Annotated in this window: 23 protein-coding genes; 18 read left to right on the forward strand and 5 right to left on the reverse strand. The window is 33.7% G+C overall.

Annotated features, from left to right (window positions below):
• Positions 1–47: 47 nt before the first annotated feature.
• The 3 genes from OLM51_RS18225 to OLM51_RS18235 all read left to right on the forward strand — a co-directional run bounded on the left by OLM51_RS18225 (position 48) and on the right by OLM51_RS18235 (position 4127).
• The gene (locus OLM51_RS18225; RefSeq protein ID WP_264552016.1) at positions 48–1175 is read left to right on the forward strand and encodes a sensor protein KdpD; all 1128 of its coding nucleotides are present in this window, start codon (positions 48–50) and stop codon (positions 1173–1175) included.
• A gap of 238 nt (positions 1176–1413) precedes the next feature.
• Positions 1414–3132: an ATP-binding protein gene (locus OLM51_RS18230; protein WP_264552017.1), complete on the forward strand. Its 1719-nt coding sequence runs from the start codon at positions 1414–1416 to the stop codon at positions 3130–3132.
• A 233-nt stretch (positions 3133–3365) separates the two neighbouring features.
• Positions 3366–4127 (forward strand): phosphatase PAP2 family protein, encoded by a 762-nt coding sequence (locus tag OLM51_RS18235; protein ID WP_264552018.1) that lies wholly within the window; start codon positions 3366–3368, stop codon positions 4125–4127.
• Here OLM51_RS18235 and OLM51_RS18240 read toward each other — a convergent pair.
• Positions 4124–4573 (reverse strand): GNAT family N-acetyltransferase, encoded by a 450-nt coding sequence (locus OLM51_RS18240; RefSeq protein WP_264552019.1) that lies wholly within the window; start codon positions 4571–4573, stop codon positions 4124–4126. The genes OLM51_RS18235 and OLM51_RS18240 overlap by 4 nt on opposite strands.
• 133 nt (positions 4574–4706) lie before the next feature.
• Between OLM51_RS18240 and OLM51_RS18245 the strand changes: the two genes are divergently transcribed.
• Genes OLM51_RS18245 through OLM51_RS18255 form a run of 3 tightly spaced genes read left to right on the forward strand, consistent with a single transcriptional unit; the run spans position 4707 to position 5914 of the window.
• Positions 4707–5135 (forward strand): SRPBCC family protein, encoded by a 429-nt coding sequence (locus OLM51_RS18245; RefSeq protein ID WP_264552020.1) that lies wholly within the window; start codon positions 4707–4709, stop codon positions 5133–5135.
• Positions 5135–5455: an ArsR/SmtB family transcription factor gene (locus OLM51_RS18250; protein WP_213254177.1), complete on the forward strand. Its 321-nt coding sequence runs from the start codon at positions 5135–5137 to the stop codon at positions 5453–5455. The genes OLM51_RS18245 and OLM51_RS18250 overlap by 1 nt, the downstream gene beginning before the upstream one ends.
• 18 nt (positions 5456–5473) lie before the next feature.
• Complete coding sequence (locus tag OLM51_RS18255; protein WP_264552021.1) at positions 5474–5914, forward strand: DinB family protein; 441 nt, start codon at positions 5474–5476, stop codon at positions 5912–5914.
• A gap of 129 nt (positions 5915–6043) precedes the next feature.
• Here OLM51_RS18255 and OLM51_RS18260 read toward each other — a convergent pair whose 3' ends face one another.
• A complete protein-coding gene (locus OLM51_RS18260) occupies positions 6044–6817 on the reverse strand; it encodes an XRE family transcriptional regulator (RefSeq protein WP_264552022.1) in 774 nt (257 codons plus the stop codon).
• An 87-nt stretch (positions 6818–6904) separates the two neighbouring features.
• Here OLM51_RS18260 and dinB point away from each other — a divergent pair, with 87 nt between their 5' ends.
• The 6 genes from dinB to OLM51_RS18290 all read left to right on the forward strand — a co-directional run bounded on the left by dinB (position 6905) and on the right by OLM51_RS18290 (position 14452).
• On the forward strand, positions 6905–8086 hold the full coding sequence (dinB, locus tag OLM51_RS18265; protein ID WP_264552023.1) for a DNA polymerase IV: 1182 nt from the start codon (positions 6905–6907) through the stop codon (positions 8084–8086).
• Between the two features lies 1 nt (position 8087).
• A complete protein-coding gene (locus tag OLM51_RS18270; RefSeq protein ID WP_264552024.1) occupies positions 8088–11141 on the forward strand; it encodes a DNA polymerase III subunit alpha in 3054 nt (1017 codons plus the stop codon).
• A gap of 34 nt (positions 11142–11175) precedes the next feature.
• Positions 11176–12564, forward strand: a complete 1389-nt coding sequence (locus tag OLM51_RS18275) for an exonuclease domain-containing protein (protein ID WP_264552025.1) — start codon at positions 11176–11178, stop codon at positions 12562–12564.
• Between the two features lie 46 nt (positions 12565–12610).
• The gene (locus OLM51_RS18280; RefSeq protein WP_264552026.1) at positions 12611–13237 is read left to right on the forward strand and encodes an alpha-ketoglutarate-dependent dioxygenase AlkB family protein; all 627 of its coding nucleotides are present in this window, start codon (positions 12611–12613) and stop codon (positions 13235–13237) included.
• 159 nt (positions 13238–13396) lie between these two features.
• On the forward strand, positions 13397–13858 hold the full coding sequence (locus tag OLM51_RS18285) for a DUF1810 domain-containing protein (protein ID WP_264552027.1): 462 nt from the start codon (positions 13397–13399) through the stop codon (positions 13856–13858).
• 189 nt (positions 13859–14047) lie between these two features.
• Positions 14048–14452 carry an MFS transporter gene (locus tag OLM51_RS18290; protein WP_264552028.1) on the forward strand — a complete coding sequence of 135 codons (405 nt, stop codon included), beginning with the start codon at positions 14048–14050 and terminating at the stop codon, positions 14450–14452.
• A 130-nt stretch (positions 14453–14582) separates the two neighbouring features.
• Here the strand turns inward: OLM51_RS18290 and OLM51_RS18295 are convergent, their stop codons facing one another.
• On the reverse strand, positions 14583–15995 hold the full coding sequence (locus OLM51_RS18295) for an APC family permease (protein WP_264552029.1): 1413 nt from the start codon (positions 15993–15995) through the stop codon (positions 14583–14585).
• A gap of 169 nt (positions 15996–16164) precedes the next feature.
• Here OLM51_RS18295 and OLM51_RS18300 point away from each other — a divergent pair, with 169 nt between their 5' ends.
• From OLM51_RS18300 to OLM51_RS18320, 5 genes are all read left to right on the forward strand, one after another.
• A complete protein-coding gene (locus OLM51_RS18300) occupies positions 16165–16923 on the forward strand; it encodes a methyltransferase domain-containing protein (RefSeq protein WP_264552030.1) in 759 nt (252 codons plus the stop codon).
• Positions 16924–17124: 201 nt separating this feature from the next.
• A complete protein-coding gene (locus tag OLM51_RS18305) occupies positions 17125–17466 on the forward strand; it encodes a hypothetical protein (protein ID WP_264552031.1) in 342 nt (113 codons plus the stop codon).
• A gap of 160 nt (positions 17467–17626) precedes the next feature.
• A complete protein-coding gene (locus OLM51_RS18310; protein ID WP_264552032.1) occupies positions 17627–18229 on the forward strand; it encodes a DUF4240 domain-containing protein in 603 nt (200 codons plus the stop codon).
• A 557-nt stretch (positions 18230–18786) separates the two neighbouring features.
• A complete protein-coding gene (locus tag OLM51_RS18315) occupies positions 18787–20211 on the forward strand; it encodes a sensor histidine kinase (protein ID WP_264552033.1) in 1425 nt (474 codons plus the stop codon).
• Positions 20201–20602, forward strand: coding sequence for a response regulator (locus OLM51_RS18320; RefSeq protein WP_264552034.1), 402 nt, complete (start codon positions 20201–20203; stop codon positions 20600–20602). Before OLM51_RS18315 ends, OLM51_RS18320 begins: the two co-directional genes overlap by 11 nt.
• Here the strand turns inward: OLM51_RS18320 and OLM51_RS18325 are convergent.
• Positions 20597–21790, reverse strand: coding sequence for a peptidoglycan endopeptidase (locus OLM51_RS18325; RefSeq protein ID WP_264552035.1), 1194 nt, complete (start codon positions 21788–21790; stop codon positions 20597–20599). The genes OLM51_RS18320 and OLM51_RS18325 overlap by 6 nt on opposite strands.
• Positions 21791–22033: 243 nt before the next feature.
• On the opposite strand from OLM51_RS18325, the gene OLM51_RS18330 reads away from it, so the two are divergent.
• On the forward strand, positions 22034–23416 hold the full coding sequence (locus OLM51_RS18330) for a kelch repeat-containing protein (protein WP_264552036.1): 1383 nt from the start codon (positions 22034–22036) through the stop codon (positions 23414–23416).
• Positions 23417–23625: 209 nt separating this feature from the next.
• Here the strand turns inward: OLM51_RS18330 and OLM51_RS18335 are convergent, their stop codons facing one another.
• Complete coding sequence (locus tag OLM51_RS18335; RefSeq protein ID WP_264552037.1) at positions 23626–25890, reverse strand: aconitate hydratase; 2265 nt, start codon at positions 25888–25890, stop codon at positions 23626–23628.
• Positions 25891–25923 lie beyond the last annotated feature (33 nt).

The raw sequence follows: 25923 nt of genomic DNA on the forward strand, positions 1-25923 counted from the left end.
TCGTGGCTAAAAAAGCATTGTGACTTAGCGCCTTAGTGGCAAAAAACATGAAAGAAGAAAAAGAAAATAATGCGCAGCACTTTCTCGATTTAATTCAGAAATCACGAAAGGGAAAGTTTAAAATCTACATTGGGATGAGCGCCGGTGTGGGCAAAACTTTTCGTATGCTTCAGGAAGCGCATTCGTTATTGAAAAACGGAATCGATGTAAAAATTGGCTACATCGAAACGCATATGCGAAAAGAAACGCATGAATTATTAGCAGGCTTACCAATAATTCCGAGACGAACCATTTTCTATAAAGGAAAAGAATTGGAAGAACTTGACGTTCAAGCTATAATAAATCTTCGTCCAGAAGTGGTTATTGTGGATGAATTAGCACACACGAACGTAGAAGGAAGCAAAAATGAAAAACGCTGGCAGGATGTTTTAGAAATTCTGGAAGCTGGAATTAATGTGATTTCAGCGGTCAATATTCAGCATATTGAGAGTTTAAATGAAGATGTAAAAAGGATTACCAACATTGATGTTCAGGAACGCATTCCGGATAATGTTTTGCGATTGGCAGATGAAGTCGTGAATATCGACTTAACATCTGAAGATTTGATTGCGCGTTTGAAAGAAGGAAAAATTTATACTCCGGATAAAATTCAGACGGCTTTAACGAACTTTTTTAAATCGGAACAGATTTTACAACTTCGAGAACTGGCTTTGAAAGAAGTAGCGAGTCAGGTCGTTCGAAAAGTTGAAAATGAAGTTCCGAATCTTCATGCTTTACGACATGAGAAACTTTTGGCCTGTATTAGCAGTAATGATAAAACGGCCAAAATTGTAATTAGAAAAGCAGCGCGACTGGCAAGTTATTACAACGGATCCTGGTATGTTTTGTATGTAGAAACTCCGCAGGAAAGCAGTAATAAAATTGCTTTAGACAAACAAAGGCATTTGATTAATAACTTTAAACTCGCCGTACAATTAGGTGCTGAAGTCATTAAACTGGAAAATTCAAATATTGCCAATGCTATTTTGACAACCGTAGAGGAAAAACAAATTACAACTGTCTGTATCGGAAAACCACATTTGAATTTATTTAAAGTAATTTTGTCTACAACAATTTTCAGACGTTTGCTGAACAAACTATCTTTATCAAATGTTGATCTTGTTATTCTGTCTTGAAAAATTTTTAAACCATATAAGTGATATAAGTTCATTTTATTAAGGGCGTTGAAATTTAACCGCAAAGGCGCAAAGTTCACTAAAGTTTTTTGTTTATACTATGGAAAAAATATTTGCGTGCTTTGCGAAACCTTTGCGCTTTTGCGGTTAAAAAAAACAATTCTAATATTTTCTTATATCACTTATATGGTTCAAAAAAATTAAATGTTTTATAAAATGAGAATTAAATGAGAATTAAATGAGAATTAAAACTAAATTGAATCTGGGTGTTGGATCGTTATTTTTGATGATCATCATTCTCTCGTTAGTGAGTGCTTATTCTGTTTTTTTGATTAAGCAGGACACAGAGAATATTCTGAAATCCAATTATAATACTTTGGAATATTCCAGAAATATGATTTCTGCATTGGATGGAATCAAATTGGGTTCGAAAGAAACAATTCAGAGTTTTGAGGAAAATCTCGAAAAGCAAACTCAAAATATTACGGAACCAGGTGAAAAACAAGCAACTGAAAAGCTGAAAGAAAGTTTTGCCCTTTTAGCTAAAAACAATGCTGATGAAAGTGTAAAAGCGCAAATTCGTCAAGATCTTTTTGCAATTATGAAATTGAATCTCGATGCCATAAAGCAGAAAAGTGATATTGCAAAACATACTGCCGAAACAGCCAATCTTTCTATTGCGATTGTGGGAACTTTATGTTTTTTGATTGCTTTTAATTTATTGGTTAATCTGCCTAATAATATTGCGAATCCAATTAAGGAATTAACGCTGAGTATTAAAGAAATTGCAAATAAAAATTATTCAGAACGTGTTCATTTTACAAGTCATAGCGAATTTGGAGATCTTGCAAAATCGTTTAATACCATGGCACAAAAACTCGAAGAGTATCACGACAGTAATGTTTATAAACTTCTTTTTGAGAAAAAACGATTGGAGACCCTTATCAATAATATGAACGATCCGATTATTGGTCTGGATAATGAAGGAATTATTTTGTTTGCCAATGATGAAGCACTAAAAATTATTGGTTTGAAATCAGAAGATGTAATTGGAAAATCATCATCTGAATTAGCTGTTTCTAATGATTTAATTCGTTCATTAATTCTGAAAGAAGATACAGAATCCCCTAGAAAACAACCTCTTAAAATTTTTGCTCATGGAAAAGAAAGCTATTTCGAGAAAGAGATTCATGGTATTACAATAACACCAACAGGCGAAGAAAAACAAATCAATATTGGTGATGTAATTATTCTGCGAAATATTACGCTTTTTAAAGAACTTGATTTTGCCAAAACTAATTTTATTGCCACAGTTTCTCACGAATTAAAAACACCAATTGCTTCTATAAAATTAAGTCTTCAATTGCTTGAAAATGGTAAAACAGGCGACATGAATAACGATCAGAAACAATTGGTTGAAAGTATTAAAGATGATAGTCAGCGCTTGCTGAAAATCACAGGAGAATTATTGAATTTATCTCAATTAGAAACTGGAAATATTCAGTTGAATATTGGAAAAAGCAATCCACATGAAATTGTAAATTATGCAGTAGAAGCGGTAAAAGTTCAGGCAGATCAAAAACAGATTCAATTGATTGTTGATGCTGATGAAAATCTTAAAAATGTAAAAGCTGACAGCGAAAAAACAGGCTGGGTTCTGATTAATTATTTATCGAATGCTATTCGATATTCATCTGAAAAAAGTACCATTCTAATTAAACTAAAAGAAGAAGCCAATCAAATGGTTTTTCAGGTTATCGACACTGGAAAAGGAATTGAACCCCGATACAAAGACAAAGTTTTCGACAAATATTTCCAGATTCCGGGCAGTCAGAAATCCGGTACAGGATTGGGGTTAGCCATAAGCAAAGAATTTATTGAAGCACAAAATGGAAGTGTTGGAGTAGAGAGTAATTTAGGGTTGGGAAGTACTTTTTGGTTCACATTAAAAGTGTAAGAAAAATTACAGATAATGAATTATAAATTGTAAATTTAAAAATGAAAAATCCCGAAGCTTTGAGACGTTGCTACAACATCGATCATTTCTACGGAATTCTAAAAATTTTAGTTAATCTTAAGTCAATTACCCTATTTAAAACCAGTAAATTAATATTCACTTAAGGTTCAATTAAGCCCAAAATACTTGCAATAAACATTCGTTAATTTTGTACTATAAAACGACAACTAAAGATGTTTTACAAAACGATTTTTCTGGTATTTCTCTTTGGATTATTTTCTGCAAATGCGCAGCAAAATGATTCGATTACAAAAATTGACAGTACTTCACATCAGCTAAAATTCAATTATAAACAATTGATTATTCCTGGTGTATTAATTGGGTACGGCGTTATTGGACTTGAAAGTGATCAGTTGTTGAGTTTTAATCATCAGATTAAGGATGAAGTTACTGAAGACATTGATGAGAAAGTTACAATTGATGACTTTTCTCAATATGCACCTGCAGCATCGGTTTATGCTTTAAATGCTTTTGGTGTAAAAGGCAAGAATAATATGCGGGATCGTTCAGTCATATTTGTGACCTCTTATGTTATAATGGCTTCAACGGTTTTAGGGCTAAAATCTATTTCACATGTAGAAAGACCTGACGGAAGTTCAAATAACTCCTTCCCTTCCGGTCACACAGCTACAGCTTTTGCCGGAGCCGAATTTTTATGGCAGGAATACAAAGACAAATCTATTTGGTACGGAATTGCTGGTTATGCTGTTGCCACAGGAACAGGATTATTTAGAATTTACAACAACCGTCATTGGTTAACAGATGTAGCAGCAGGAGCCGGAATCGGGATTCTGAGTACCAAAATCGCGTATTGGATAAATCCCTATATCACTAAAAAATTATTCAAATCATCCTCTGAAAATAAATCGACTTCTATGATCATGCCTTTTTATAATGGCCAGCAATATGGCTTGGGGTATGTAAAGGTTTTTTAAAGATTCATTTCCATAATGGGCATAAATCTATTTTTAATAGAAGTCTCAAACTCTCCGATTTTTCTAAATCCGATTTTTTGGTAAAACTGTTCTGCATTGGGTTCTGAATCTAAAATTATTTTTTTGATTTTTTCATTTCGCATTCTTTCTAAAAAATCATTCATTAAATAACTGCCCAATCCTCTTCCTATATATTCGGGCAAGATAAATAAGTTATCTAATTCTACCTGATTATTGTCTTGTATTATATAGGAATAATAACCAATGATTTTAGTTTCCTCAACTAAATTAAAAACATTATTCTTTTCAATATAATCTTCCGTTACAGTTAGATTATTACTCCATTCTGTAATTTGTTCTTCAGAATATCCCCAGTAAGCTTTTGACTTTTTGGTGATTTCTGTCAGTAGAATATGATCTTCGGCTGTGGCTTTTTGGAGCTTCATTTATCTCTTATTATTATCTGGTCAGTAAAGTTAAGTAGTTTATTCTTAACAACATTCATAAAAAAACATTCAAAAATATTTGCGTAACTCAAAAGTTACATATAAATTTACGTAACCTTAAAGTTACTTAACTATGAAAACAGAAATTAACCACAAATGGTTTTACAGCCAAACTCCCGAAGAAATCTGGATGTATCTTACGGAGACAGAATTAATTGCACAATGGATTATGCCAAATGACTTTAAACTTCTTTTAGGACATCATTTTACATTTCGTACCAATCCGATTCCAAGTTTAAATCTTGATGGAATTTTTCATTGCAAAATATTAGAAATTGTTCCTTTCAAAAAACTTGTTTACAGTTGGAAAGGCGGACCGGGAAATGATGAAACGATCTTTGACACTATTGTCGAATGGACACTGGAAAAGAAAGATAATGGTACCGAATTGTATCTTCTTCATACCGGATTTAAAGAAGAAAATGTTTCTATCCTAACCGGAATGACAGAAGGCTGGTTGAAAAAAATGGAAAAAGTAGAAAATCTTTTAAATGAAAAATAATGTCACTACCTAATCTTGATGCTTTACAAGTAATTGCAGATCCGAGCCGCAGGCAAATTCTGCAATTACTTACTAAAGAAACGTATAATATAAATGCTTTGGCTGAAAACTTTGATATGAGTCGTCCTGCGGTTTCAAAACATATTAAAATATTGCAGCAGGCAGGTTTTATTTCTATTCAGGAAATTGGACGAGAACGTCATTGTGTTTTAAATCAAAAAGGATTTAATGATGTTAAAGCCCTGATCAGTCATTTTGACCAGTTCTGGGAAAACAAACTCAGCAGACTGGAAACTATTCTGAACAAAAAGAAAGACTAATTTAAAAAACAAGAAATCATGCAAAAACAAATTTTACTTGATCTTTTAGATCATAACCGCTTTGTCTGTAATGCTACATTTAAAAATATAACTCCGGAAAACAGTCGTTTTCGTTTGAATGAAAAAACAGCTTCGGTTGGGTTTATTTACAGACATATTGGCGAAACGGCAAACATATTAGGAGCATTTTTCGGAATTAAAACGGATGTCGAAAACACAACAATCGGGCAATCTGATACTGGAAAACATTATGATCTTCAAGCCAGTCATACCTTTATGGAACAAGGATATAAAACACTCGAAGATGTTATAAATAATTCTTCTGATCAGGATTGGTTCGAAGAAGTAGAAACTTCTTTTTTAGGAACAATTCCAAGAATTAAATTATTATCGATTATTCTTTTTCACAATTCACATCATTGCGGACAAATTGCATCAGCTATTGTTAAAGGAAATTAAATCTGTTTATTTCCAATTTTCATTCGCCACGAATTCACAAATTTTCATTTAAAATAATTCGTGAATTCGTGGCGGAAAAAATATTTTTAATCTATATATCCCAAAGTTATCAGGAATAACAAAAAAACTTTACGTATTAGAAGTATTATTCTTAATCTCTCTAACTTCTCTTTTCAATTCTAAAAGCAAATCTTTCATTGCTCCGGTTTCCGTCATTTCTTGTTTTTTATCTGAACGGCCAATGTTGCATTCATATTCCCAAATCTCCAAAATATCAGACGCTTTCACTTCATAATTCGGATAAAAACTATTATCTGATTCCAAAACCAAAGCGTTCTTTTTATTTTTATTAAGACGTTTATAAACCATTCCTTCATTTTTAGTAATCAGAATATAGGTTTTGCCGTCCATCACCTCTCCTAGCTTTTCGACATAACGACCAATAATAATAGAACCAGCTTCGTGTGGTGGCATCGAATCACCTTCAACGGGAAATCCGCGGTGTTTTCCAGGTCCTAAAAAAGGAAGTGTAATCTGCTGTAAACTTTCGATATATTCCGGATCAGCATATCCGTTTAGATAACCTGCTTTTGCTTTTTGAGATACAATTTCGATATAATTTTCTCCAAAACTATCCACTTGAATTGGTAAAATAAGTCGATTGCCTTCCAGTTTTATCAAATTTTGGACATCAATTTTGCGTATATCGACAGATAATATCAAATCAATACTCATATGAAAATACAAGGCAATCTTCTTTAAAATATCATACGGAGCTTCTGAAGTTCCATCTTCGTATTTTACATATCTTCCTCTTGTAATGCTAAGGTTTTCGGCTAATTTCTCTTGTGATATTTTATGCTTAACCCTTAACGCTCTGATGTTGTCTGAAAATAAGGACATAATTAATTTGTTATAATTTAGAACATCAAATATATAAAAAAATGTTCTAATCTGTGCTAATTTTGTTTCATACAAAAACAAAGGAAAATGGCAAGGGCAATTGTACATATGGATCTGGATACCTTTTTTGTATCCTGTGAGCGACTCACAAATTCGCAACTCGAGGGAATTCCGCTTATTATTGGCGGTGGCGATCGTGGTGTTGTTGCATCTTGTTCATACGAAGCCCGTCGTTTTGGCGTTCGTTCTGCCATGCCAATTCGTATGGCAATGAAACTTTGTCCAGACGCAAAAATCATGAAAGGTGATATCGAATTATATTCCCGATTATCTCATGATGTTACCGAAATTCTTCAGGAAAAAGCACCTGTTTTGGAAAAAGCAAGCATTGATGAATTTTATCTTGATATTACCGGAATGGACCGTTTTCACGGAAGTTATAAATGGACAGATGAGTTGGCACAAAAAGTAATTAAAGAAACGGGGCTACCTATTAGTTTTTCTTTGTCCATCAATAAAACCGTTTCTAAAATTGCAACAGGCGAAGGCAAACCAAGAGGAAATCTTGAGATTCCGGAACAGGACGTTCAGGCATTTTTGAATCCGTTATCAATTCAGAAAATCCCAATGGTAGGAACGGTAACATTTCAGCTTTTATCCCGAATTGGTGTTCGCACCATTCAGACTTTATCTGAAATGCCTGCCGAAGTTTTGCAACAAATGATTGGTAAAAATGGTCTCGATATCTGGAAAAAAGCCCATGGAATTGACCATACACCTGTAGAACCTTATAACGAGAGAAAATCTATTTCGACTGAACATACTTTTACTCAGGATACAATCGATATTATAAAGCTAAAAAGAATCCTTCAGGGAATGGTGGAAAAACTGGCATTTCAATTAAGATCTGAACAATGGCTAACCTCAACAATTACAGTAAAAATTCGTTATGCCAATTTTGATACTGAGACCAAGCAATCCAAAATCGCTTATACATCAGCAGATCATATTCTGAACAAAAATGCAGCCGATTTATTCGATAAAGTATATCAGCGTCGTATGCGTCTTCGCTTAATTGGTGTTCGTTTCAGCGGATTGGTGCGCGGAACCTATCAAATCAATCTTTTTGAAGATACTCAGGAAATGCTTTCACTATATGCCGCTATGGATAAAATGAAAAGCCGTTATGGTTTTGATGCCGTAATGCGCTGTGCAGGAGCTTCTATTAAACCGAATACGAAAGACGAAATTTTAAAACGCATCAAATAACATGTATCTTAATTGTCATTCTTTTCATTCTTTGCGTTACGGCACAATTTCTCTTGATAAACTTATCGGGCAAGCTGTTTCTTGTGGCGTAAAAGCAATGGCTCTAACAGATATTAATACTGTAACAGGAATTTATGATTTTATAAGAGAATGTGAGAAAAACGAAATAAAGCCTCTTGTTGGAATGGAATTTCGTTGTAATCATCAATTGCGCTATATTGGATTGGCAAAAAATGCTGAAGGTTTAGCCGAAATGAATCGTTTTTTAACGGACCATAATTTCAGTGGAGAAGCTTTGCCTTTTCGTGCTCCTGAATTTAAATCAACTTTTGTTATTTATACTTTAGAAAATGCTCCTGAAAAACTACATGAAAATGAATTTATCGGAGTTCGTCCTCAAGAAGTTTCAGGTCTTCTAACTTCAAAACATAAAAATAAAATCTCTAAAATGGTTGTTTTGCAACCTGTGACTTTTACCAATAAAACAGAATACAATCTGCATAAAATTCTTCGGGCAATTGATACCAATATTATTTTATCAAAACTTACTGAATCTGATTATTGCAAAACTTCAGATATCATGCAGCCTGTAGAATCTCTTTTGCCATTCTACGAAAATTACCCCGAAATTGTATTAAACACACAACGTATTATTGATGATTGTAATTTTCAATATGAATTTGGTGTTCCAAGAAATAAAAAATTTTATACTGAAAACCGTCAGAGCGACATAAAAAAACTAACCGAATTGGCAATGGAAGGTTTTGAATGGCGTTATGGAAAAGAAAACACAATTGCCAGAAGACGCGTCGAAAAAGAATTAAAAGTTATTGATGAACTGGAATTCAGTGGTTATTTTTTAATTACCTGGGATATCATTCAATTCAGCAACAGCCAGGGATTTATGCACATTGGACGCGGAAGCGGCGCCAACAGCATTATAGCCTACTGTCTCGGCATTACAGATATATGTCCGATCGAACTTGATCTGTATTTTGAGCGTTTTTTAAACCTCAACCGAAAAAGCCCTCCCGATTTTGATATTGACTGGAGCTGGCAGGAACGTGATATAATCCTGAAATATATATTTAAAAAATACGGTAAAGAACATGTTGCCTTTTGTGGCACCAATGTCGAATTTAAATACCGGTCTATTTTCAGGGAAGTTGGAAAAGTTTTTGGTCTTCCGAAAGAAGAACTCGATATGCTGGCTAAAAATCCTATGACATTGCATGAAACAAACAAAATTGTAAAACTGGTTCAGCAATACGGAATGTTACTCGAAAAATACCCCAATCAACGCAGCATGCATTCCTGCGGGATTATTATTTCTGAAGAACCTATTACAAATTATACCCCTCTGGAAATGCCTCCAAAAGGATTTCCGATTGTGCTTTTTGATATGCATATTGCGGAAGAAATTGGTTTTGAAAAATTTGACATTCTAAGTCAGCGTGGTATTGGCCATATTGACGACAGCGTAAAACTAATTGCCAAAAATCAAGGTATAAAAGTAGATATTCGAAATACTTCGATTTCTAAAGATGAAACTGTATGCAATGCTTATCTGGCAAAAGGAAATACCATAGGCTGTTTTTATATCGAAAGTCCCGCTATGCGAGGTTTATTACGCCGACTGAATTGTGATAATTACAAAATTCTGGTTGCCGCATCTTCTATCATCCGTCCCGGCGTTGCACAATCCGGAATGATGAAAGAATATATTTTTCGTCATAATAACCCGAATCAATTTGAATATTTTCATGAAGTTTTCAAAGAACAGCTTGGCGAAACTTACGGTATTATGGTATATCAGGAAGATGTTATCAAAATCGCTTTGCATTACGGCGGACTTCCTGCGGCTGATGGCGATATTCTGCGTCGCGCTATGTCTGGAAAAGGACGCTCTAAAGAAGCTTTGCAAAAAGTAAAAGATAATTTCTTTTCCTGCTGTGCACAAAAAGGACATCCCGAAGTTTTGAGTCAGGAAATTTACCGTCAGATTGAATCTTTTGCAGGATATTCTTTCTGTAAAGCGCACTCGGCTTCATACGCTGTCGAGAGTTATCAGAGTTTATATCTAAAAGTGTATTACCCTGTAGAATTTATGACAGCGGTAATCAACAATCAGGGTGGTTTTTACAGAACCGAAGTTTATGTACATGAAGCCCGAATGTCTGGTGGCACCATTCATAATCCTTGTGTAAATAAAAGCGAATATCAAACGACTTTATACGGCACTGATATTTATCTCGGTTTTATGCATTTACAGAGCCTGGAGTCTAAAATTGCTCATTTAATTGAATCTGACAGGGAAAAAAATGGCGAATATCTTTCTTTAGAAAATTTCATCAATCGTATTCCGATAGGTATTGAAGGCGTAAAAATACTGATTTTCATTGGAGCATTTCGTTTTACCGGAAAAACCAAAAATCAGCTTTTAGTCATTGCAAGTTTGCTTTTAAACAATTTCAAACCAGAAAACAGAAATCTCATGCTCTTGCAGGAACCTGTTAAAGAATATAAACTTCCAACTCTGGAGCGTTCGGTTTTTGAAGATGCTTTTGATGAAATTGAACTTTTAAGCTTCCCCGTTTCCTGCAGTGTTTTTGATTTATTACAAACCAAACATCGCGGTGATATTATGGCAAAAGACTTAGTAAAATATCATAAAAGACAAATCAGAATGTTGGCGTATTTAATTTCAAGAAAACATGTTCCTACTAAAAAAGGAGCAATGTATTTTGGCACCTGGATTGATCACGAGGGGACTTATTTTGATACGGCACATTTTCCGGATAGCCTGGCGCAGTACCCTTTTCAGGGTGGAGGCTGTTATCTATTGTTAGGCAATGTCGAAGTCGATTACCACTTCCCTACCATTACGATTAGTAAAATGGCAAAAATGCCTTTTATTCCTGATCCTCGATATATGGATGCTAAAGATCAGTATCAAACACAAAATCAGATTAAAGAAGATGTTAGCCTCACACATAGAAAACCGTATCCTTCAGGACATGAGATTAACATTCCAAGACACCGACTGAAATTTTAAACAACAGAAACAGAACATTTTACGTTATATACAAATGAAGAATCAGGAATATGCCATAGTCGATATCGAAACCACAGGTGGTAATGCCAGTGGAAGCCGTATTACAGAAATTGCCATTATCATTCATGACGGTACAAATGTTCTGGATCGTTATGAAACACTTGTTAATCCACAGCAGGAGATACCACCTTCTATTTTTGGATTAACAGGAATTAATAACGAAATGGTTGCTAATGCACCAATCTTTGATGATATTTCAGAAAAAGTTTTAGAAATGCTCACAGATCGTATTTTCGTGGCGCACAATGTCAACTTCGATTATTCATTTATACATCATCAACTGGAACAAGCGGGTTTTAAATGGACAGCGAGAAAATTGTGTACTGTTCGTGCTGCTCGAAAAATCAAGCCGGGATTAGGTTCATACAGTTTAGGAAATCTGTGTAATTCTTTGAATATATCTTTAGAAAACAGACACCGTGCAGGTGGAGATGCCGATGCTACTGCCCTTTTATTTTCTCTTTTACTCGAATGGGACGATGCCGGAGAAATTGATAAAATGATAAAAAAAACGGCTCAGGATCAACGATTGCCTCCAAATCTTCCGCCAGATGATTTTAATAATTTACCTGATAAACCCGGAGTCTATTATTTTTATAATCAGGCAAAAAAAGTGATTTATGTTGGAAAAGCCATTAATCTAAAAAAACGGGTTACATCACATTTTACGGGTAATAATATTAATCCGCAAAGACAACATTTTTTACGCGATATCTACGGAATCACTTTCGAAGTCTGTGCAACCGAATTGATGGCGCTTCTTTTAGAATGTACCGAAATCAAAAAACTGTGGCCAACTTATAACAGAGCTTTAAAACGTTTTGAAGCCAAATTTGGTATTTATCAATACGAAGCCCGAAATGGTTACAAATATTTGGCAATCGGAAAAGTGAGTAAATTTCAAATCTGTATTCATGAGTTTAATAGCCAATACGATGGCATCAATTTATTGAGAAGTCTGGCAGTACAGTTCGAAATCGATCATCGCTTTTGTAAATACTCAAGACCTGAAGAAGGAGATTTTTTTCAAAATAATGAAATAAAAGATTTGCCAGATGTTTTGCTTCACAATGAACAAGTTGACAATGCAATAGATTTTTTATTAAATAACCGCCCGAGTTTTGCCATAATTGATAAAGGAAGATCTTCAGATGAACGAAGCTGTATCTGGATTGAAAACGGCCATTTTCATGGAATGGGTTATATTCCGAAAGATGTTGCCATTCATGATCCCGAAGATGTAAAAAGTTATGTTACACCTTATAAAAGCAATCAATATATTGAACATTTAATTTTTGCTTACGCTGAAAAACATCCGGGTAAAGTATTTTTTAACAAACAATTTTTAAGCAAAGCTTCCTAAACCAAATAAAATATAAAATAGAGCTGTAAAACTAACATAATGAATTATGACACTATTTAGCGATACCGAATTATTTACCCCAGGCAGCAGTGGTAAAATTATATACGATTTGCCTGATTGCGAATTAATTTTAATCGATAATTTTTTTAGCAAAGAAGAATCTGATCGTTTTTACGAAAAATTACTTCATCAGACCAAATGGAGAGAATACGAAATGGAAATGTTTGATAAAATCGTTACAGCTCCAAGAATGATTTCCTGGTACGAAGACAAAGACAATCCCGGTGCCGATCAAAAAGGTCCCGACTGGACGTACGATTTATTAACTATTCGAGGGCGCGTAGAAAAAGAAACAGAAGTAGATTTTAATAGTCTGTTGTTAAATTTATACCGAAACGGCAATGATAGCGTCGCCTGGCATAGCGATAAAGAACACAATTCAGTACCTAACCCCATTATTGCTTCTGTAACTTTTGGCGAGACCAGAATGTTCAGACTCCGACATAAATTCAGGAAAGATATTCCTCAGGTTGAGATTCCGCTGCATCATGGTTCTTTTCTATTAATGGCTGGAACAACCAATAGTTTTTGGCAGCATCAGGTTCCGAAAACAACACGAGATGTTTTACCAAGGATCAATCTTACCTTTAGAAGAACTAACCGAAATCTTTGATTTTTATAGAATTGAATCTCTTAAAATATTTTTTCACGCAAAAAAACCGTAAGATATTACTTCTTTAAAAAGTTAAAACACACACTGTATGAACCTTTTATTAGGCAGACCTTTTCTTTTTTACTATTTTTGCAACCTTTTTTTAAATACAATACCATAATGGCTTATTCTAACAATGATTTATCGCGTTTCCTGGATGCGCAGAACAAACTTTATCTTACCGCTCTTTCTGAAATCAGCAAGGGAAAAAAAGAAACACACTGGATGTGGTTCATTTTTCCACAAATAAAAGGGTTAGGTAAAAGCGATACAGCAAATCTTTATGCGATTGCCGATTTAAAAGAAGCAACTGAGTTTTTAGAACATCCGATATTAGGAAAACATCTAATTGAAATTTCAGAACTTTTATTAACCTTCAAAAGAAAATCAGCTGATGGAATTTTAGGAGACCTGGATGCACGCAAATTGCGTTCCTCAATGACTCTTTTTTCGATGGTTGAGAACACCAATCCTGTATTTCAGGAAATACTGGACGCATTCTTTTCTGGAGAATCAGATCCTCTTACTTTGTCTATTATTAATTCAACAATAAAATTATCTGCTGAACCTGTTATTATATAATTACCGTTTCCAGATTATTTATATCAAAAAGCACTGCGTAATTGCAGTGCTTTTTTTTATCCCTAAATGTAAACAACAGTATACAATAAGCTTGAAACAGACGGGGTTTACAGCTTTTTTCTTATTGAAATTTTTAAAAGAATTAATTATACCTTGCATCCTCAAATCAATCCCATATTTAACCAAATCATGACTGAAAAAATTAAAACACTTCAGATTATTCATCTTGCAGTTTGTGCAGGCACTGCCATTGCTTATTTTATTATAGGTGATCTTTCAATTGAAAAATTACAAATTCCCGCTATTGATTCCTCTTCAGTCATATATCTGGCAATTCCTGTTTTCGCATTTATACTAAGTACTTTTCTATTTAAATCACAACTAAAGCAAATCGATCCTAAATTAAATATAGAAGAAAAATTGCCTGTTTACCAGACTGCCTCAATTATGCGTTGGGCAGTTCTTGAGGGCGCCGCATTTTTAATCTTAATCCTGAAACCGGATTTTATATTATTCGGAATACTGCTTATAATATATCTTGCTTTTCTAAGACCTACAGAAGAACGAATCAATAATGATCTCTCTAATATCTAATTAAGATTCAAACAAATTTTAATTTAGCATTTTCTATGTAAAAATTAAAACGAAAGCGCCTTGTATTAAAACTACAAGGCGCTTTTATTTATCTGCAAATATTTAAATTTTAAATCTAAAATACTTATATCTATTCCTCTTTTGGTTTGGTTAAATAATAAACCGGAATTCCGGTTAACATAATCAGCACTCCCCAACCACAAGTTGAGAATTTTGTAATTAGCAAAGAAATACAAATTGCTGTTGCTACAATGATATAAAGCAATGGTAAAAATGGGTATCCAAAAGCTCTATATGGTCTTTCTGCATCTGGCATCTTCTTTCTTAAGATGAAAATCCCATAGATCGTCAGAATATAAAATATCAGTACGATGATGATTACAAAATCTAATAAATCTCCATATTTACCTGTTAAGCACAACGCCGAAGCCCAAATACATTGTGCCCAAAGTGCCCATGCAGGTACACTTGAGCTGTTTAAAACAGCCGCTTTTTTGAAAAACAAACCATCTTTGGCCATGGTATAATAAACTCTTGCTCCTGCCATAATTAAACCATTATTACAGGCAAAAGTCGAAATCATAATCATAATAGCGATAATCAGGGTTCCGATATTTCCAAAAATATATTGCGAAGCTACAACCGCTACCCTATCTGATTTTGCTGTAGCAATTTCTTCAAATGGAATTACAGCCAAATACATGATATTGGTTAAAACATATATTATGGTAACAATGAAAGTTCCCAGGAATAAACTGAAACCAACATTACGTTTTGGATTTTTAATTTCGCCTGCAATAAAAGTAACACCATTCCAGGCATCACTTGAAAAAAGAGATCCAACCATAGCTGCCGAAATTCCTGTAATCAAAGTTTTTCCACCAATTGGGAGCCAGGAATTATTTTCAGGATTATAGGAACGTGGTGTCCAGGCATCTGTCCAGTTAGCATCCCAAACAGAAGCTTTTGCTGCCAATGTAAATCCAAAAACAATTAATCCCAGCAATGATAAAATTTTAATAATCGTTAAAACGGTTTGCAGAATTTTTCCGTTTTTCACTCCACGACTATTTATGTACGTTAATAAGATAATCGTAAAAATCGAAACAATTTGTGCTGCATTGAGTTTAAACGAACCCAATTCAAACAAGACATTTTCGTCGCTTAATGGCTCATAGAGATAGGCAGCAAATTTTGAAAATGCAACACCAACAGCTGCAATAGTACCAGTCTGTATTACAGCAAAAAAACTCCAGCCGTACAAAAAAGCAATTAACTTATTGTATGCTTCTTTTAGATAGACATATTGCCCTCCGGCTTTAGGAAACATAGCACTAAGTTCGCCGTAACTTACTGCAGCAATAATGGTGATTAATCCCGAGATTAACCAAATAAGCGTTAACCATCCGGCCGATCCAACCTGCCTGGCGATATCTGCACTTACAATAAATATTCCTGATCCGATCATAGAACCTACAACAAGCATGGTTCCATCTAATAATCCGAGTTCTCTTTTAAAATGTTCCTGGTCGTTTTCTTGCATTTTTTTGTGGTTTTGGGTTGGCTAAAGATATACTTTTTTTTAAAATTTTATCATTTGATTGTTAGATTCTTGGATTAGAAAAAAATCAGTTTTAAATTTATTAAAAAATCTGTCAATCTAACTTTTAGAGTGACTTATCTTTTCATTTATAACCTCCAAATGAATCGTTATGACCTGGGATCCTAAAAAATATAATGAATTTAAAGAAGACAGATATAAGCCATTTGAGGATCTGACAAATCATATTATTGACAAACCAAATTATGAAGTTATAGATTTAGGTTGTGGTACAGGTGAGCTAACACAAAAGTTATCAAATATGCTAACAAATGCCAATATCTTAGGTATTGATTCTTCTGCCGAAATGTTAGCAAAAGCTCCTCTTCAGGAAAATATTCAATTTAAGCGACTATCGATTCGGGAACAACTAGATCAGGAAAAAAAATGGGATTTGATTTTCTCTAATGCAGCTTTGCAATGGGTAGATAATCATAATGAACTTTTCCCTAAAATAATATCACGTCTCAATTCTGGTGGACAATTGGCAGTACAAATGCCACAGCAAACCGAAAACATTCTGAACAAAATATTACTGGATTTAGCTCAGGAAGAACCTTATGCTTCCTATTTAAAGAATTGGACAAGACCTTCTCCTGTTCTTACTTTAGATGAATATGCTAAAATTCTTTTTGATTGTGGAGGAAAAGATTTAGTCTTATATCAAAAAGTATATCCGCTTATATCTTCACATCATGATTCTTTTTTTGATTTTATTTCTGGCTCAGCATTAACCGTTTATCAGGAACGTTTAAGTGAAAATGAATTTCAGGAATTATCAACTGAATTTAAAAAAAGAATTAATCATTTTTTCCCAAGTCTACCTTCTATCTATGCTTTTAAACGGTTGATTATGTATGCGACTTTTTAACTCAAAATTTCAAAATTAGATAAACTCCCTAAAATAAATACTAAAGACAGAGTACTGATAACCAATACAAAAAGCTTCAAACATTAAAATTTGAAGTTTTTTTATACTCAAAAATTTGCTTTTACGTCTTCCCGTAACAATATACTATTTCAACTTTTTATATTTGGGAAACAAAACTATAAACCAACCAAAAACCAATTCATGGAAACCACAAAACCCGAATCGCACGATGATGTTGCCAATCAATTTTATAGTTATGCTGCTAACATGCTTTTGCATGAAAACAAATCAGCTTACGAAACAAAAGCAAAACTTACTGAACAAGGATTAAGCGCTGAGATTGCAGGATTAATTGTTGAAAATCTGGAGATCCAGATCCAGGAAGCCAAATATGAAAAAGCCAGAAAAGATATGGTATATGGTGCTTTATGGTTCTGTGGGGGAACCATTTTGACAATTGCTGATATTGGCTTTATATTTTGGGGAGCCATTTTATTTGGTGGAATTCAGTTTTTCAAAGGTTTGATTAATGTATATTCTTAATCAGTATTGGGCAAATTAATATTTTTTAGTATTAACCTTTTTAAATCAAAATTTGAAAACAAATACAATAGTCATTATTTTACAAAAATAAATTAGGCAAAATTTACAAAACAAACTCTTCTAATATTCTAATATTTTAAAAACTAATACCAAAATACTTATGGGAATATTTGATAAACTTTTTGGCAAAACACAAAAAAACGAGACGTCTGAATATATCAAAAAGATAGATAGTTCTGCTTTTGAAATATTGATGGAAGAAGATTTATTTTGGAAAATTATTCAAAAAACAAAAGATAACTCTAATGGTAATTTTGAAGAACAACAGGAAGAATTAGCAAACGAACTACGAAAGTTAACGCCAGACGAGCTAATTCTATTTGATAATAGCTTTAGAAATTTTAGAGGCCTTGCTAATACCTGGGAACTCTGGGGTGCAATTTATATTATTCATGGAGGCTGTAGCGACGATAACTTTATTGATTTTCGCGAATGGGTAATTGCACAAGGCCAAAAATTTTATTATAAAGTTACACACGATCCTGAATCTCTTGTGGAAATCGAAACGCATCTTATTGAAGAATTTGACTGGGAAGGTTTTGGTTATTTACCCGGAATAATTTTTGAAGAACTAACAGGTCAAAAAATGCCTTACACATTTCAGGAAAAATTTGATACAACCGGAAATGAATGGAATGAAGACAGCGACGATTTAAAAGTCATGTTTCCTAAACTTAGCGCCAAATATTGGGACAATAATTAAATTTGTAACCAACTCTCATTTAAAACAAAAGCTGTAAGTATAAAAACTTGCAGCTTTTTCATTTACAAAAGCTTAGCATAAAAAAGCCGATCTAATTCCTACATTTTACCATATCCTTTTTTTGCTATTTCAGACTAAAACCAAACCATCATAGGCAAAAAAATGTTTAGTTACAAAGCACTTTAATCGTTAAACAAAAAAAGATAAAATCTGTAATATTTTTTCTTTTTAAAAACTCATTCATTTTAACACTTAATTAAAAATGAAAATAAATACCATTCATCAAATAAACACAAACAACTAATTATCAAATAAATACATAACAAAAACCATTGTCAAAGAAGAAAATTGGTAACGATACGTTAAACTGCATTATTTTTTTATTAAATTTGATAGAAAGGATCAAATCATAAAACAGTATTTATTTTATTAACATTTGTTTATTTTTTACACTATTAAACAATCAATCCCCCAAGATTATTTAAATAGAAAAAAAACATATGCAACAAATTCATTATTCAGAAGTGAATCAAATTATCAACCTACAAAAAAAAGTTATGCGCAAGATCCTATTCCTAAAAAAGTTACGCTTTCCAAATGTGTTTATACTTTTACTAATTGTATTTATTTCCTGTGCTTTATTGATATGCATAAATTTTTTCACAATTAAAATACTTTCTGCCAATCGGGCTTATGTTAATGGCGAATCACATTATTCCAAAGGCCAAAAAGATGCATCAAGACATCTCATTACCTATCTCTACACTCAGGATCAACAACAATGGAAACTATACCTTGAAGAATTAAAAGTTCCTCAGGGAGATGGCCTGGCCAGAATAACATTATTAAAAGCCGGTGACAACAAAATTGCCCGTAAAGCATTTCTGATTGGCAGAAATCACCCAGACGACTTAGACGATCTCGTTTGGTTATTTGACAATTTTAAACACGTTTCTTTTTTGGCAAAAGCAATTCACGAATGGGAACAAGGCGACAATTTAATTTTTGAATTATTTGTTATTGGAACGCAAATCAATGCAAAAATCATTCATAACTCATTAACTCCAACAGAACAAAGAAAATTTCTGGAACAAATTGGCTCTATTAGTGAAAAACTCACCATAAACGAGCGTAACTTTTCTAATACCCTGGGAGAAGGAACCCGTAAGATTAAAGACTTACTTATCAAAACCAATATTATTTTCATATTAATTATTATTTGCAGTGTTTGCCTTTATTATTCTATTATGGTAAAACGTTTAATTACTTCTAAGAAAGAAATTGAAGCGAAAAATGAAAATCTAATACTAGCAAATCACGAACTGGATCGCTTTGTTTACAGTGCATCACATGATTTAAGATCTCCAATTACATCGCTAAAGGGCTTAATAAAAATTACGCAATTGGAGGACGATATTAACCAAATTAAAGACTATCTGACTTTAATGCAACAAAGCCTTGTCAAACAGGACCAATTTATAAGTGACATTATTGATTACTCAAAAAACAAGAGAACACAAATCATCATGGAGCCAGTAAGTTTAAAAGAACTATTTGAAGAAGCCATTTCTCAGTTAATGCATATTGAAAATGCCAACAGAATTATTTTTACACAAGAATTATTAGTTGACGAGATTCATAGTGATGGTTTAAGATTAAAAATTATTATTTCAAATTTGATTTCGAATGCTATTAAGTACGCTGACGATAGTAAACAGGAAATGTATATTTCTATTAAAACCTCTCTTACTGATGGTTTTCATAAAATTGAAGTATCTGATAATGGAATCGGGATTAAAGATGAATTTAAAGAGAATATCTTTCAAATGTATTTTGGCACTAATAAAAATAAGGGCTCCGGATTGGGACTTTACATTGTAAAAGAAGCAGTCGAAAACATAAAAGGCAATATATCTGTATGTTCACAGAGCACAATAGGAAGCAAATTCACCGTAACAATACCAAGTTTTTATGGAATCTAAACTCTCATTCTTATTAATTGAAGACAACTTGATTGATCAGCTTGTCATTAAACAGCTATTAAAAAAAATGCTTTTTATAGAGGAAATCTACATTACTAATGATGGTCATGAGGGACTTCAATGGCTTCGTGATAATAAGAGAATAAACAAACCTTTAATCATTATTCTTGATATACAGATGCCTTTAATGAATGGATTTGATTTTTTGGATGCGTTCGACCAACTTGATGAAATATTAAAAAAAGAAGTTCAAATTTATGTTCTTTCTTCAACGCTGGATCCGGATGAAATTACACGAATTAATCAAAACAAATATGTTTACAAACTTCTAAATAAACCTTTCCCAATAGAGGAGTTTAAAAAAATAGTTTATCAAGAGAACACGTTATAACTTCTTAAGATCTTCTTCTAAAACACGATTAACTTGCGAAAAAGCTCTTTCGTAATAAGGCTCCTTTGTAGAAGAAATCATTACACCTCCATGAGTAGAAGAATGTACAAATTTAATTTCACCGTCATTAACATCTACAACCATTCCAACATGGTTTATATGACGTCTCCCATTAGTTCTAAAGAAAATTAAATCGCCTTTTTGAGCTTCGTCTGAAGCCACTTTATTACCAATACGTGATTGTTCTATAGAACTTCTAGGCAGCTTAATATCAAAATTACCAAAAGTACAAAACATTAAACCAGAACAGTCAAAACCAGCCTTAGTAGTTCCGCCAGAGCGGTAACGGGTTCCAATATTTTGTGTTGCATTCGAAATTAACTGATCAATCAATTCTGAATGATTACTTACACGAACAAAAGCTGAGTCTCTTTTCACACTTGTATTATCAGCCACCTGAACATTTATTTCCTGAAGTGGTTTGATTTCATTTGTTTCCTGAACCGAATTTATAGCAGCTGCAGCATCTGCTTTTTCTTTAGAAGTTTTAATTTTTAAAACATAACCTACTGCAAGTTTTCCTTTTATAAAAGGATTTTGCTTTTCCAGCTCCGCAACCGTAATTCCATATTTTTTAGCAATGGCGTATTTGGTTTCTTTCGGCTGAACCTCAACAATTACCTCCACATCTGATGACGGAACAATCTCTGTTTTTGAGATTTCTTCAGTTTTTGCTGTATCGTTAGAAAGTGCGATTGCATTTTTGGAAGGAATTGCAAGTTTTTGTCCAATTTGTAAACCATCTGATTCTAATGATGGATTTGCTTTTTTCAATTCATCTACAGAAACATTATACTTTTTTGAAATAGCCCAAAGTGTTTCTTTGGCTGCCACTTCGTGAGTATCAGAAGTTGTATTGAAAGAAGTATTATTTACCGCAACTTCAATATTTTTAGTTTTTGCGTTTGCGTTGTTTTTATTTTTGTTTGGAATTAAAAGGGTCGAATTTAGTTTTAATATTTTAGGAGCATTTGGATTTGCATCTGCAATCTCTTTTACTTTTACTCCATATTTTTTAGCAATAACAGAAAGATTATCTCCTTGTGAAATTTTGTGCTTAATAAAATTATCCTGCGCCAAAGCTCCAACACTGAAAAAAAACAAAACTATTATAAATCTAAAAATCATATTTACCCTTTAAAATTTGCCATCCTTTTTTTAAGTTTAGGTAACATTTAAACTTAAAAATCACAAATATATTACTCCAAAGGCGAATTTAACTTTTAAAACCATAAAAACAATGTTTTTTAACAATTAATTTACCTCAAATTAACAAGCTCGGCATAGAAATTGAGCCAACTTTTTGAAACCGTTGATTTTACAAAAAACCACTATTAACAAGCCATAATCAACTTAAAATCCAAAAATATTGTGAAAAAACTACTTGTAATTCTCATTCTTTTTCCTTTTTCGTTAATAGCTCAGAATGTAAAAGGCATTGTAGTTTCTCAAAAAACAGAGCTTCCGATTGAGGGTGTTAACATTTTTGATTTATTAAGCAACTCTGCAACCACAACAAATGACAAAGGAGAATTTAACCTCAATCTCCCAAACAACTTTAGAGAAGAGACTATTTTTCAATTTTCACATATTGGGTATATCACTAAAAAAATCTCTTTAGCCGATGTAAAAAAACTCAATTTTAAAATTGGCTTGTCTGAAGAAGTTGAAAATTTATCCGGATTGACAATTGGCGAAGGCCAAAGGGTTAAATTAAAACCAAAACTTTCTTACACAAAACTTACATCTTTAAAATATGGTGTTTTTTCGTTTGGTTCAGTTTTAAACAATGGTAAAATTTATATTATTGGCGGTGACGCAAGTTATAAAATGGATACATGGGAAAAAATAAAAAAAGACAGACCGGAGTTTACCACACTGGATTATCTTAAAGAACTTTCATATCAATCTACTGCCGAATTCTACAAGAACAGCTTACAGATTTATGATATAAAAACAGATACCTGGCAATATTTTAAACTCAATTTTAAAAAGAGAGCATATCATAACCTCAACTTTTACGACAATAAACTGTATGTTCTTGGCGGAAAAAGTTTATCTAAAAATGCAGCATTTGAATATTTAGAAAATGAAATTGAAGTTTTTGACCTGAATAGTCAAAATATTAAAATTGACAAAACATATCCACATCAGGCTTCAAACGCTGTTTCTATTACTTACAAAGACAATATCATTATAATAGGAGGCTCAACAAAAGCGAAAGAAAAAGGCCCTACAGAATTCACAAACAAAGTGCATCTCTATAATATTACTTCGGGTTATTGGTATGAACTTCCGAATATGCCAACAGCCAAAGAAACTTCTGGAATCCTTGTTAATGGCAAAATATATGTGATTGGAGGCAACAATGGAAATCCAATATCAGAAATGGAGACTTTTGATTTAGTTACAGAGAAATGGCAAACTGAAGGCGAATTATTTTCGGCTCTTGAAAAACCTGCTGCTACTTTTCATGATAACATTATTTATTTTTTCGAAAATAGAAAAATGTATCTCTATGATACAAAATCGAAACAATTAAAAGAATACGCTGTAGATTTAGGATTAACAGAATGTGCTTTGTATTATGACAACAACAAATTATATATTTTAGGAGGAGCTATAGAAAATAACCTTACAAAAGCACCATCATCAAACGTATATAGTATTAATGTTGATGAATTTGAAACCACAAAACCGGATCGTATTAAAATTTTATCTCCAAACTTAAATTTAGCTAAAGCAACGGAATAATTCTTCTTGTTAAAAACAAATCTTCTTTTGAAAATGAGCACCCTAGCCCAGATGGGAACGGCATCCTTTTTCTGTCAGCCGAGGCGGACAGAAAAAGATATAGCGGACAGCTGGACGCGAGCGACAGCGAACTGACGAAGTAAATAGCTCCTAAATAAAAAAAACGCCCTGTTATCACAGAGCGCTTTTAGATATTTAAATAGTAAGTATTAAGCTTTTCCTGCCGCAATTAAGTTCAAAGCAGAACCCGCAACAAACCAGCCAATCTGACCAGCATTGTAAGTATGGTTTGCTAAAATAATATCTTTTGTACCATCTGCGTGAACAAATTCTAATGTCAGCGGTTTACCTGGAGCAAACTCAGTTAGATCCGTAAAGTTGATTGTATCATCTTCCTGGATTTTATCATAATCTGCTTCGTTTGCAAATGTCAACCCTAAAAGACCTTGTTTTTTAAGGTTTGTTTCGTGAATACGAGCGAAAGATTTTACTAATACCGCTTTTACTCCTAGGAAACGCGGTTCCATTGCAGCATGCTCACGAGAAGAACCTTCGCCATAATTATGATCTCCAACTACAATAGACGGAACCCCAGCTGCTTTGTATGCACGGGCAACAGCCGGTACAGCATCGTACTCGCCTGTCAATTGATTTTTAACAGCGTTTGTTTTTTGGTTGTACGCATTTACAGCACCAATCAACATATTGTTTGAAATATTATCTAAGTGTCCGCGGAAACGCAACCATGGTCCTGCCATCGAAATGTGGTCTGTTGTACATTTTCCAAAGGCTTTGATCAATAGTTTTGCACCAGTAATGTTTTTACCATCCCAAGGGGCGAACGGAGCTAATAATTGCAAACGCTCTGAAGTCGGATTTACCACAACCTGAACCCCTGATCCATCTGTAGCCGGAGCCTGAAACCCAGGATCTTCAGCATAGAAACCTTTAGAGGGAAGTTCATCTCCCGTTGGAGCATCAAGCATTACTTCTTCACCTTCTTCGTTGATTAATTTATCAGTTAGTGGATTAAAACTTAAATCACCAGCGATAGCCAAAGCCGTTACCAATTCCGGAGAACCCACAAAAGCTAAGGTATTTGGATTACCATCTGCACGTTTTGAGAAGTTACGGTTGAAAGAGTGAACAATAGTGTTTCTTTCTTCCTTTTCTGCACCCTCTCTGTCCCACATTCCAATACATGGTCCGCAGGCGTTAGCAAAAACAGTTGCTCCAATTTTATGGAAAGTATCAATAAATCCATCTCTTTCGATTGTAGAACGAACAACTTCAGATCCCGGAGTGATTGTAAACTGTGATTTGGTTTTCAAATTTTTATCAGCAACTTGTCTTGCCAATGAAGCAGCTCGTGAAATATCTTCGTAAGAAGAGTTTGTACATGACCCAATTAAACCAACCTGAATTTGCAGTGGCCAGTTATTTTTGATTGCCTCTTCTTTCATTTTAGAAATTGGAGTAGCTAAATCCGGCGTAAAAGGACCATTTAAGTGTGGTTCTAATGTAGATAAGTCAATTTCGATTACCTGATCAAAATATTTTTCCGGATTAGCATATACTTCCGCATCTCCTGTCAAGTAAGAAGCTACTTTATCTGCAGCATCAGCAACATCTGCTCTGTTTGTAGAACGCAGGTAACGACTCATTGAATCATCGTAGCCAAAAGTTGAAGTTGTTGCTCCAATTTCTGCACCCATATTGCAAATCGTACCTTTACCAGTACAAGACATAGATGTTGCACCTTCACCAAAATATTCAACAATCGCACCAGTACCACCTTTTACAGTAAGAATACCGGCAACTTTTAGGATAACATCTTTAGGAGCTGTCCATCCTGATAATTTACCAGTTAATTTTACTCCAATTAATTTAGGAAATTTCAATTCCCAAGCCATACCAGACATCACGTCTACAGCATCAGCCCCACCTACACCAATGGCTACCATTCCTAAACCACCTGCATTTACAGTATGAGAATCGGTACCAATCATCATTCCACCAGGGAACGCATAATTTTCAAGTACGACCTGATGAATAATTCCAGCTCCTGGTTTCCAGAAACCAATTCCATATTTATTAGAAACTGACGACAAGAAGTCGAAAACTTCATTACTTTGTGTTTTTGCTCTGGCCAAATCGGTAGCTGCATCTACTTTTGCCTGAATCAAGTGATCACAATGAACCGTTGTAGGAACTGCAACTTTTGATTTTCCAGCATGCATAAACTGTAATAATGCCATTTGTGCTGTTGCATCCTGACACGCAACACGATCTGGTGCAAAGTCAACATAATCTACTCCTCTACCAAACGCCTTCGTTGGATTTCCATCCCAAAGGTGATTGTACAAAATTTTCTCTGTTAAGGTAAGTGGACGCCCAACAATCTCGCGTGCTTTATCAACACGACCTGGCATGTTTTCGTACACTTTTTTAATCATTTCAATATCAAAAGCCATAAGATATAATTGTTTTTGTTGTTTTTTTTTGAA

It is taken from the genome of Flavobacterium sp. N2038, assembly GCF_025947185.1.
Lineage (GTDB): Bacteria > Bacteroidota > Bacteroidia > Flavobacteriales > Flavobacteriaceae > Flavobacterium.

What these genes read in the sequence shown, in the direction of transcription:
- OLM51_RS18290 (WP_264552028.1), top strand. Translation starts at nt 14,048, where the DNA reads ATGACTGAAAAAATTAAAACACTTCAGATTATTCATCTTGCAGTTTGT.
- OLM51_RS18270 (WP_264552024.1), top strand. Translation starts at nt 8,088, where the DNA reads ATGTATCTTAATTGTCATTCTTTTCATTCTTTGCGTTACGGCACAATT.
- OLM51_RS18305 (WP_264552031.1), top strand. Translation starts at nt 17,125, where the DNA reads ATGGAAACCACAAAACCCGAATCGCACGATGATGTTGCCAATCAATTT.
- OLM51_RS18245 (WP_264552020.1), top strand. Translation starts at nt 4,707, where the DNA reads ATGAAAACAGAAATTAACCACAAATGGTTTTACAGCCAAACTCCCGAA.
- OLM51_RS18325 (WP_264552035.1), bottom strand. Translation starts at nt 21,790, where the DNA reads ATGATTTTTAGATTTATAATAGTTTTGTTTTTTTTCAGTGTTGGAGCT.
- OLM51_RS18285 (WP_264552027.1), top strand. Translation starts at nt 13,397, where the DNA reads ATGGCTTATTCTAACAATGATTTATCGCGTTTCCTGGATGCGCAGAAC.
- OLM51_RS18260 (WP_264552022.1), bottom strand. Translation starts at nt 6,817, where the DNA reads ATGTCCTTATTTTCAGACAACATCAGAGCGTTAAGGGTTAAGCATAAA.
- OLM51_RS18310 (WP_264552032.1), top strand. Translation starts at nt 17,627, where the DNA reads ATGGGAATATTTGATAAACTTTTTGGCAAAACACAAAAAAACGAGACG.
- OLM51_RS18255 (WP_264552021.1), top strand. Translation starts at nt 5,474, where the DNA reads ATGCAAAAACAAATTTTACTTGATCTTTTAGATCATAACCGCTTTGTC.
- OLM51_RS18315 (WP_264552033.1), top strand. Translation starts at nt 18,787, where the DNA reads ATGCGCAAGATCCTATTCCTAAAAAAGTTACGCTTTCCAAATGTGTTT.
- OLM51_RS18225 (WP_264552016.1), top strand. Translation starts at nt 48, where the DNA reads ATGAAAGAAGAAAAAGAAAATAATGCGCAGCACTTTCTCGATTTAATT.
- OLM51_RS18230 (WP_264552017.1), top strand. Translation starts at nt 1,414, where the DNA reads ATGAGAATTAAAACTAAATTGAATCTGGGTGTTGGATCGTTATTTTTG.
- OLM51_RS18275 (WP_264552025.1), top strand. Translation starts at nt 11,176, where the DNA reads ATGAAGAATCAGGAATATGCCATAGTCGATATCGAAACCACAGGTGGT.
- OLM51_RS18240 (WP_264552019.1), bottom strand. Translation starts at nt 4,573, where the DNA reads ATGAAGCTCCAAAAAGCCACAGCCGAAGATCATATTCTACTGACAGAA.
- OLM51_RS18300 (WP_264552030.1), top strand. Translation starts at nt 16,165, where the DNA reads ATGACCTGGGATCCTAAAAAATATAATGAATTTAAAGAAGACAGATAT.
- OLM51_RS18250 (WP_213254177.1), top strand. Translation starts at nt 5,135, where the DNA reads ATGTCACTACCTAATCTTGATGCTTTACAAGTAATTGCAGATCCGAGC.
- OLM51_RS18235 (WP_264552018.1), top strand. Translation starts at nt 3,366, where the DNA reads ATGTTTTACAAAACGATTTTTCTGGTATTTCTCTTTGGATTATTTTCT.
- dinB (WP_264552023.1), top strand. Translation starts at nt 6,905, where the DNA reads ATGGCAAGGGCAATTGTACATATGGATCTGGATACCTTTTTTGTATCC.
- OLM51_RS18335 (WP_264552037.1), bottom strand. Translation starts at nt 25,890, where the DNA reads ATGGCTTTTGATATTGAAATGATTAAAAAAGTGTACGAAAACATGCCA.
- OLM51_RS18280 (WP_264552026.1), top strand. Translation starts at nt 12,611, where the DNA reads ATGACACTATTTAGCGATACCGAATTATTTACCCCAGGCAGCAGTGGT.
- OLM51_RS18320 (WP_264552034.1), top strand. Translation starts at nt 20,201, where the DNA reads ATGGAATCTAAACTCTCATTCTTATTAATTGAAGACAACTTGATTGAT.
- OLM51_RS18295 (WP_264552029.1), bottom strand. Translation starts at nt 15,995, where the DNA reads ATGCAAGAAAACGACCAGGAACATTTTAAAAGAGAACTCGGATTATTA.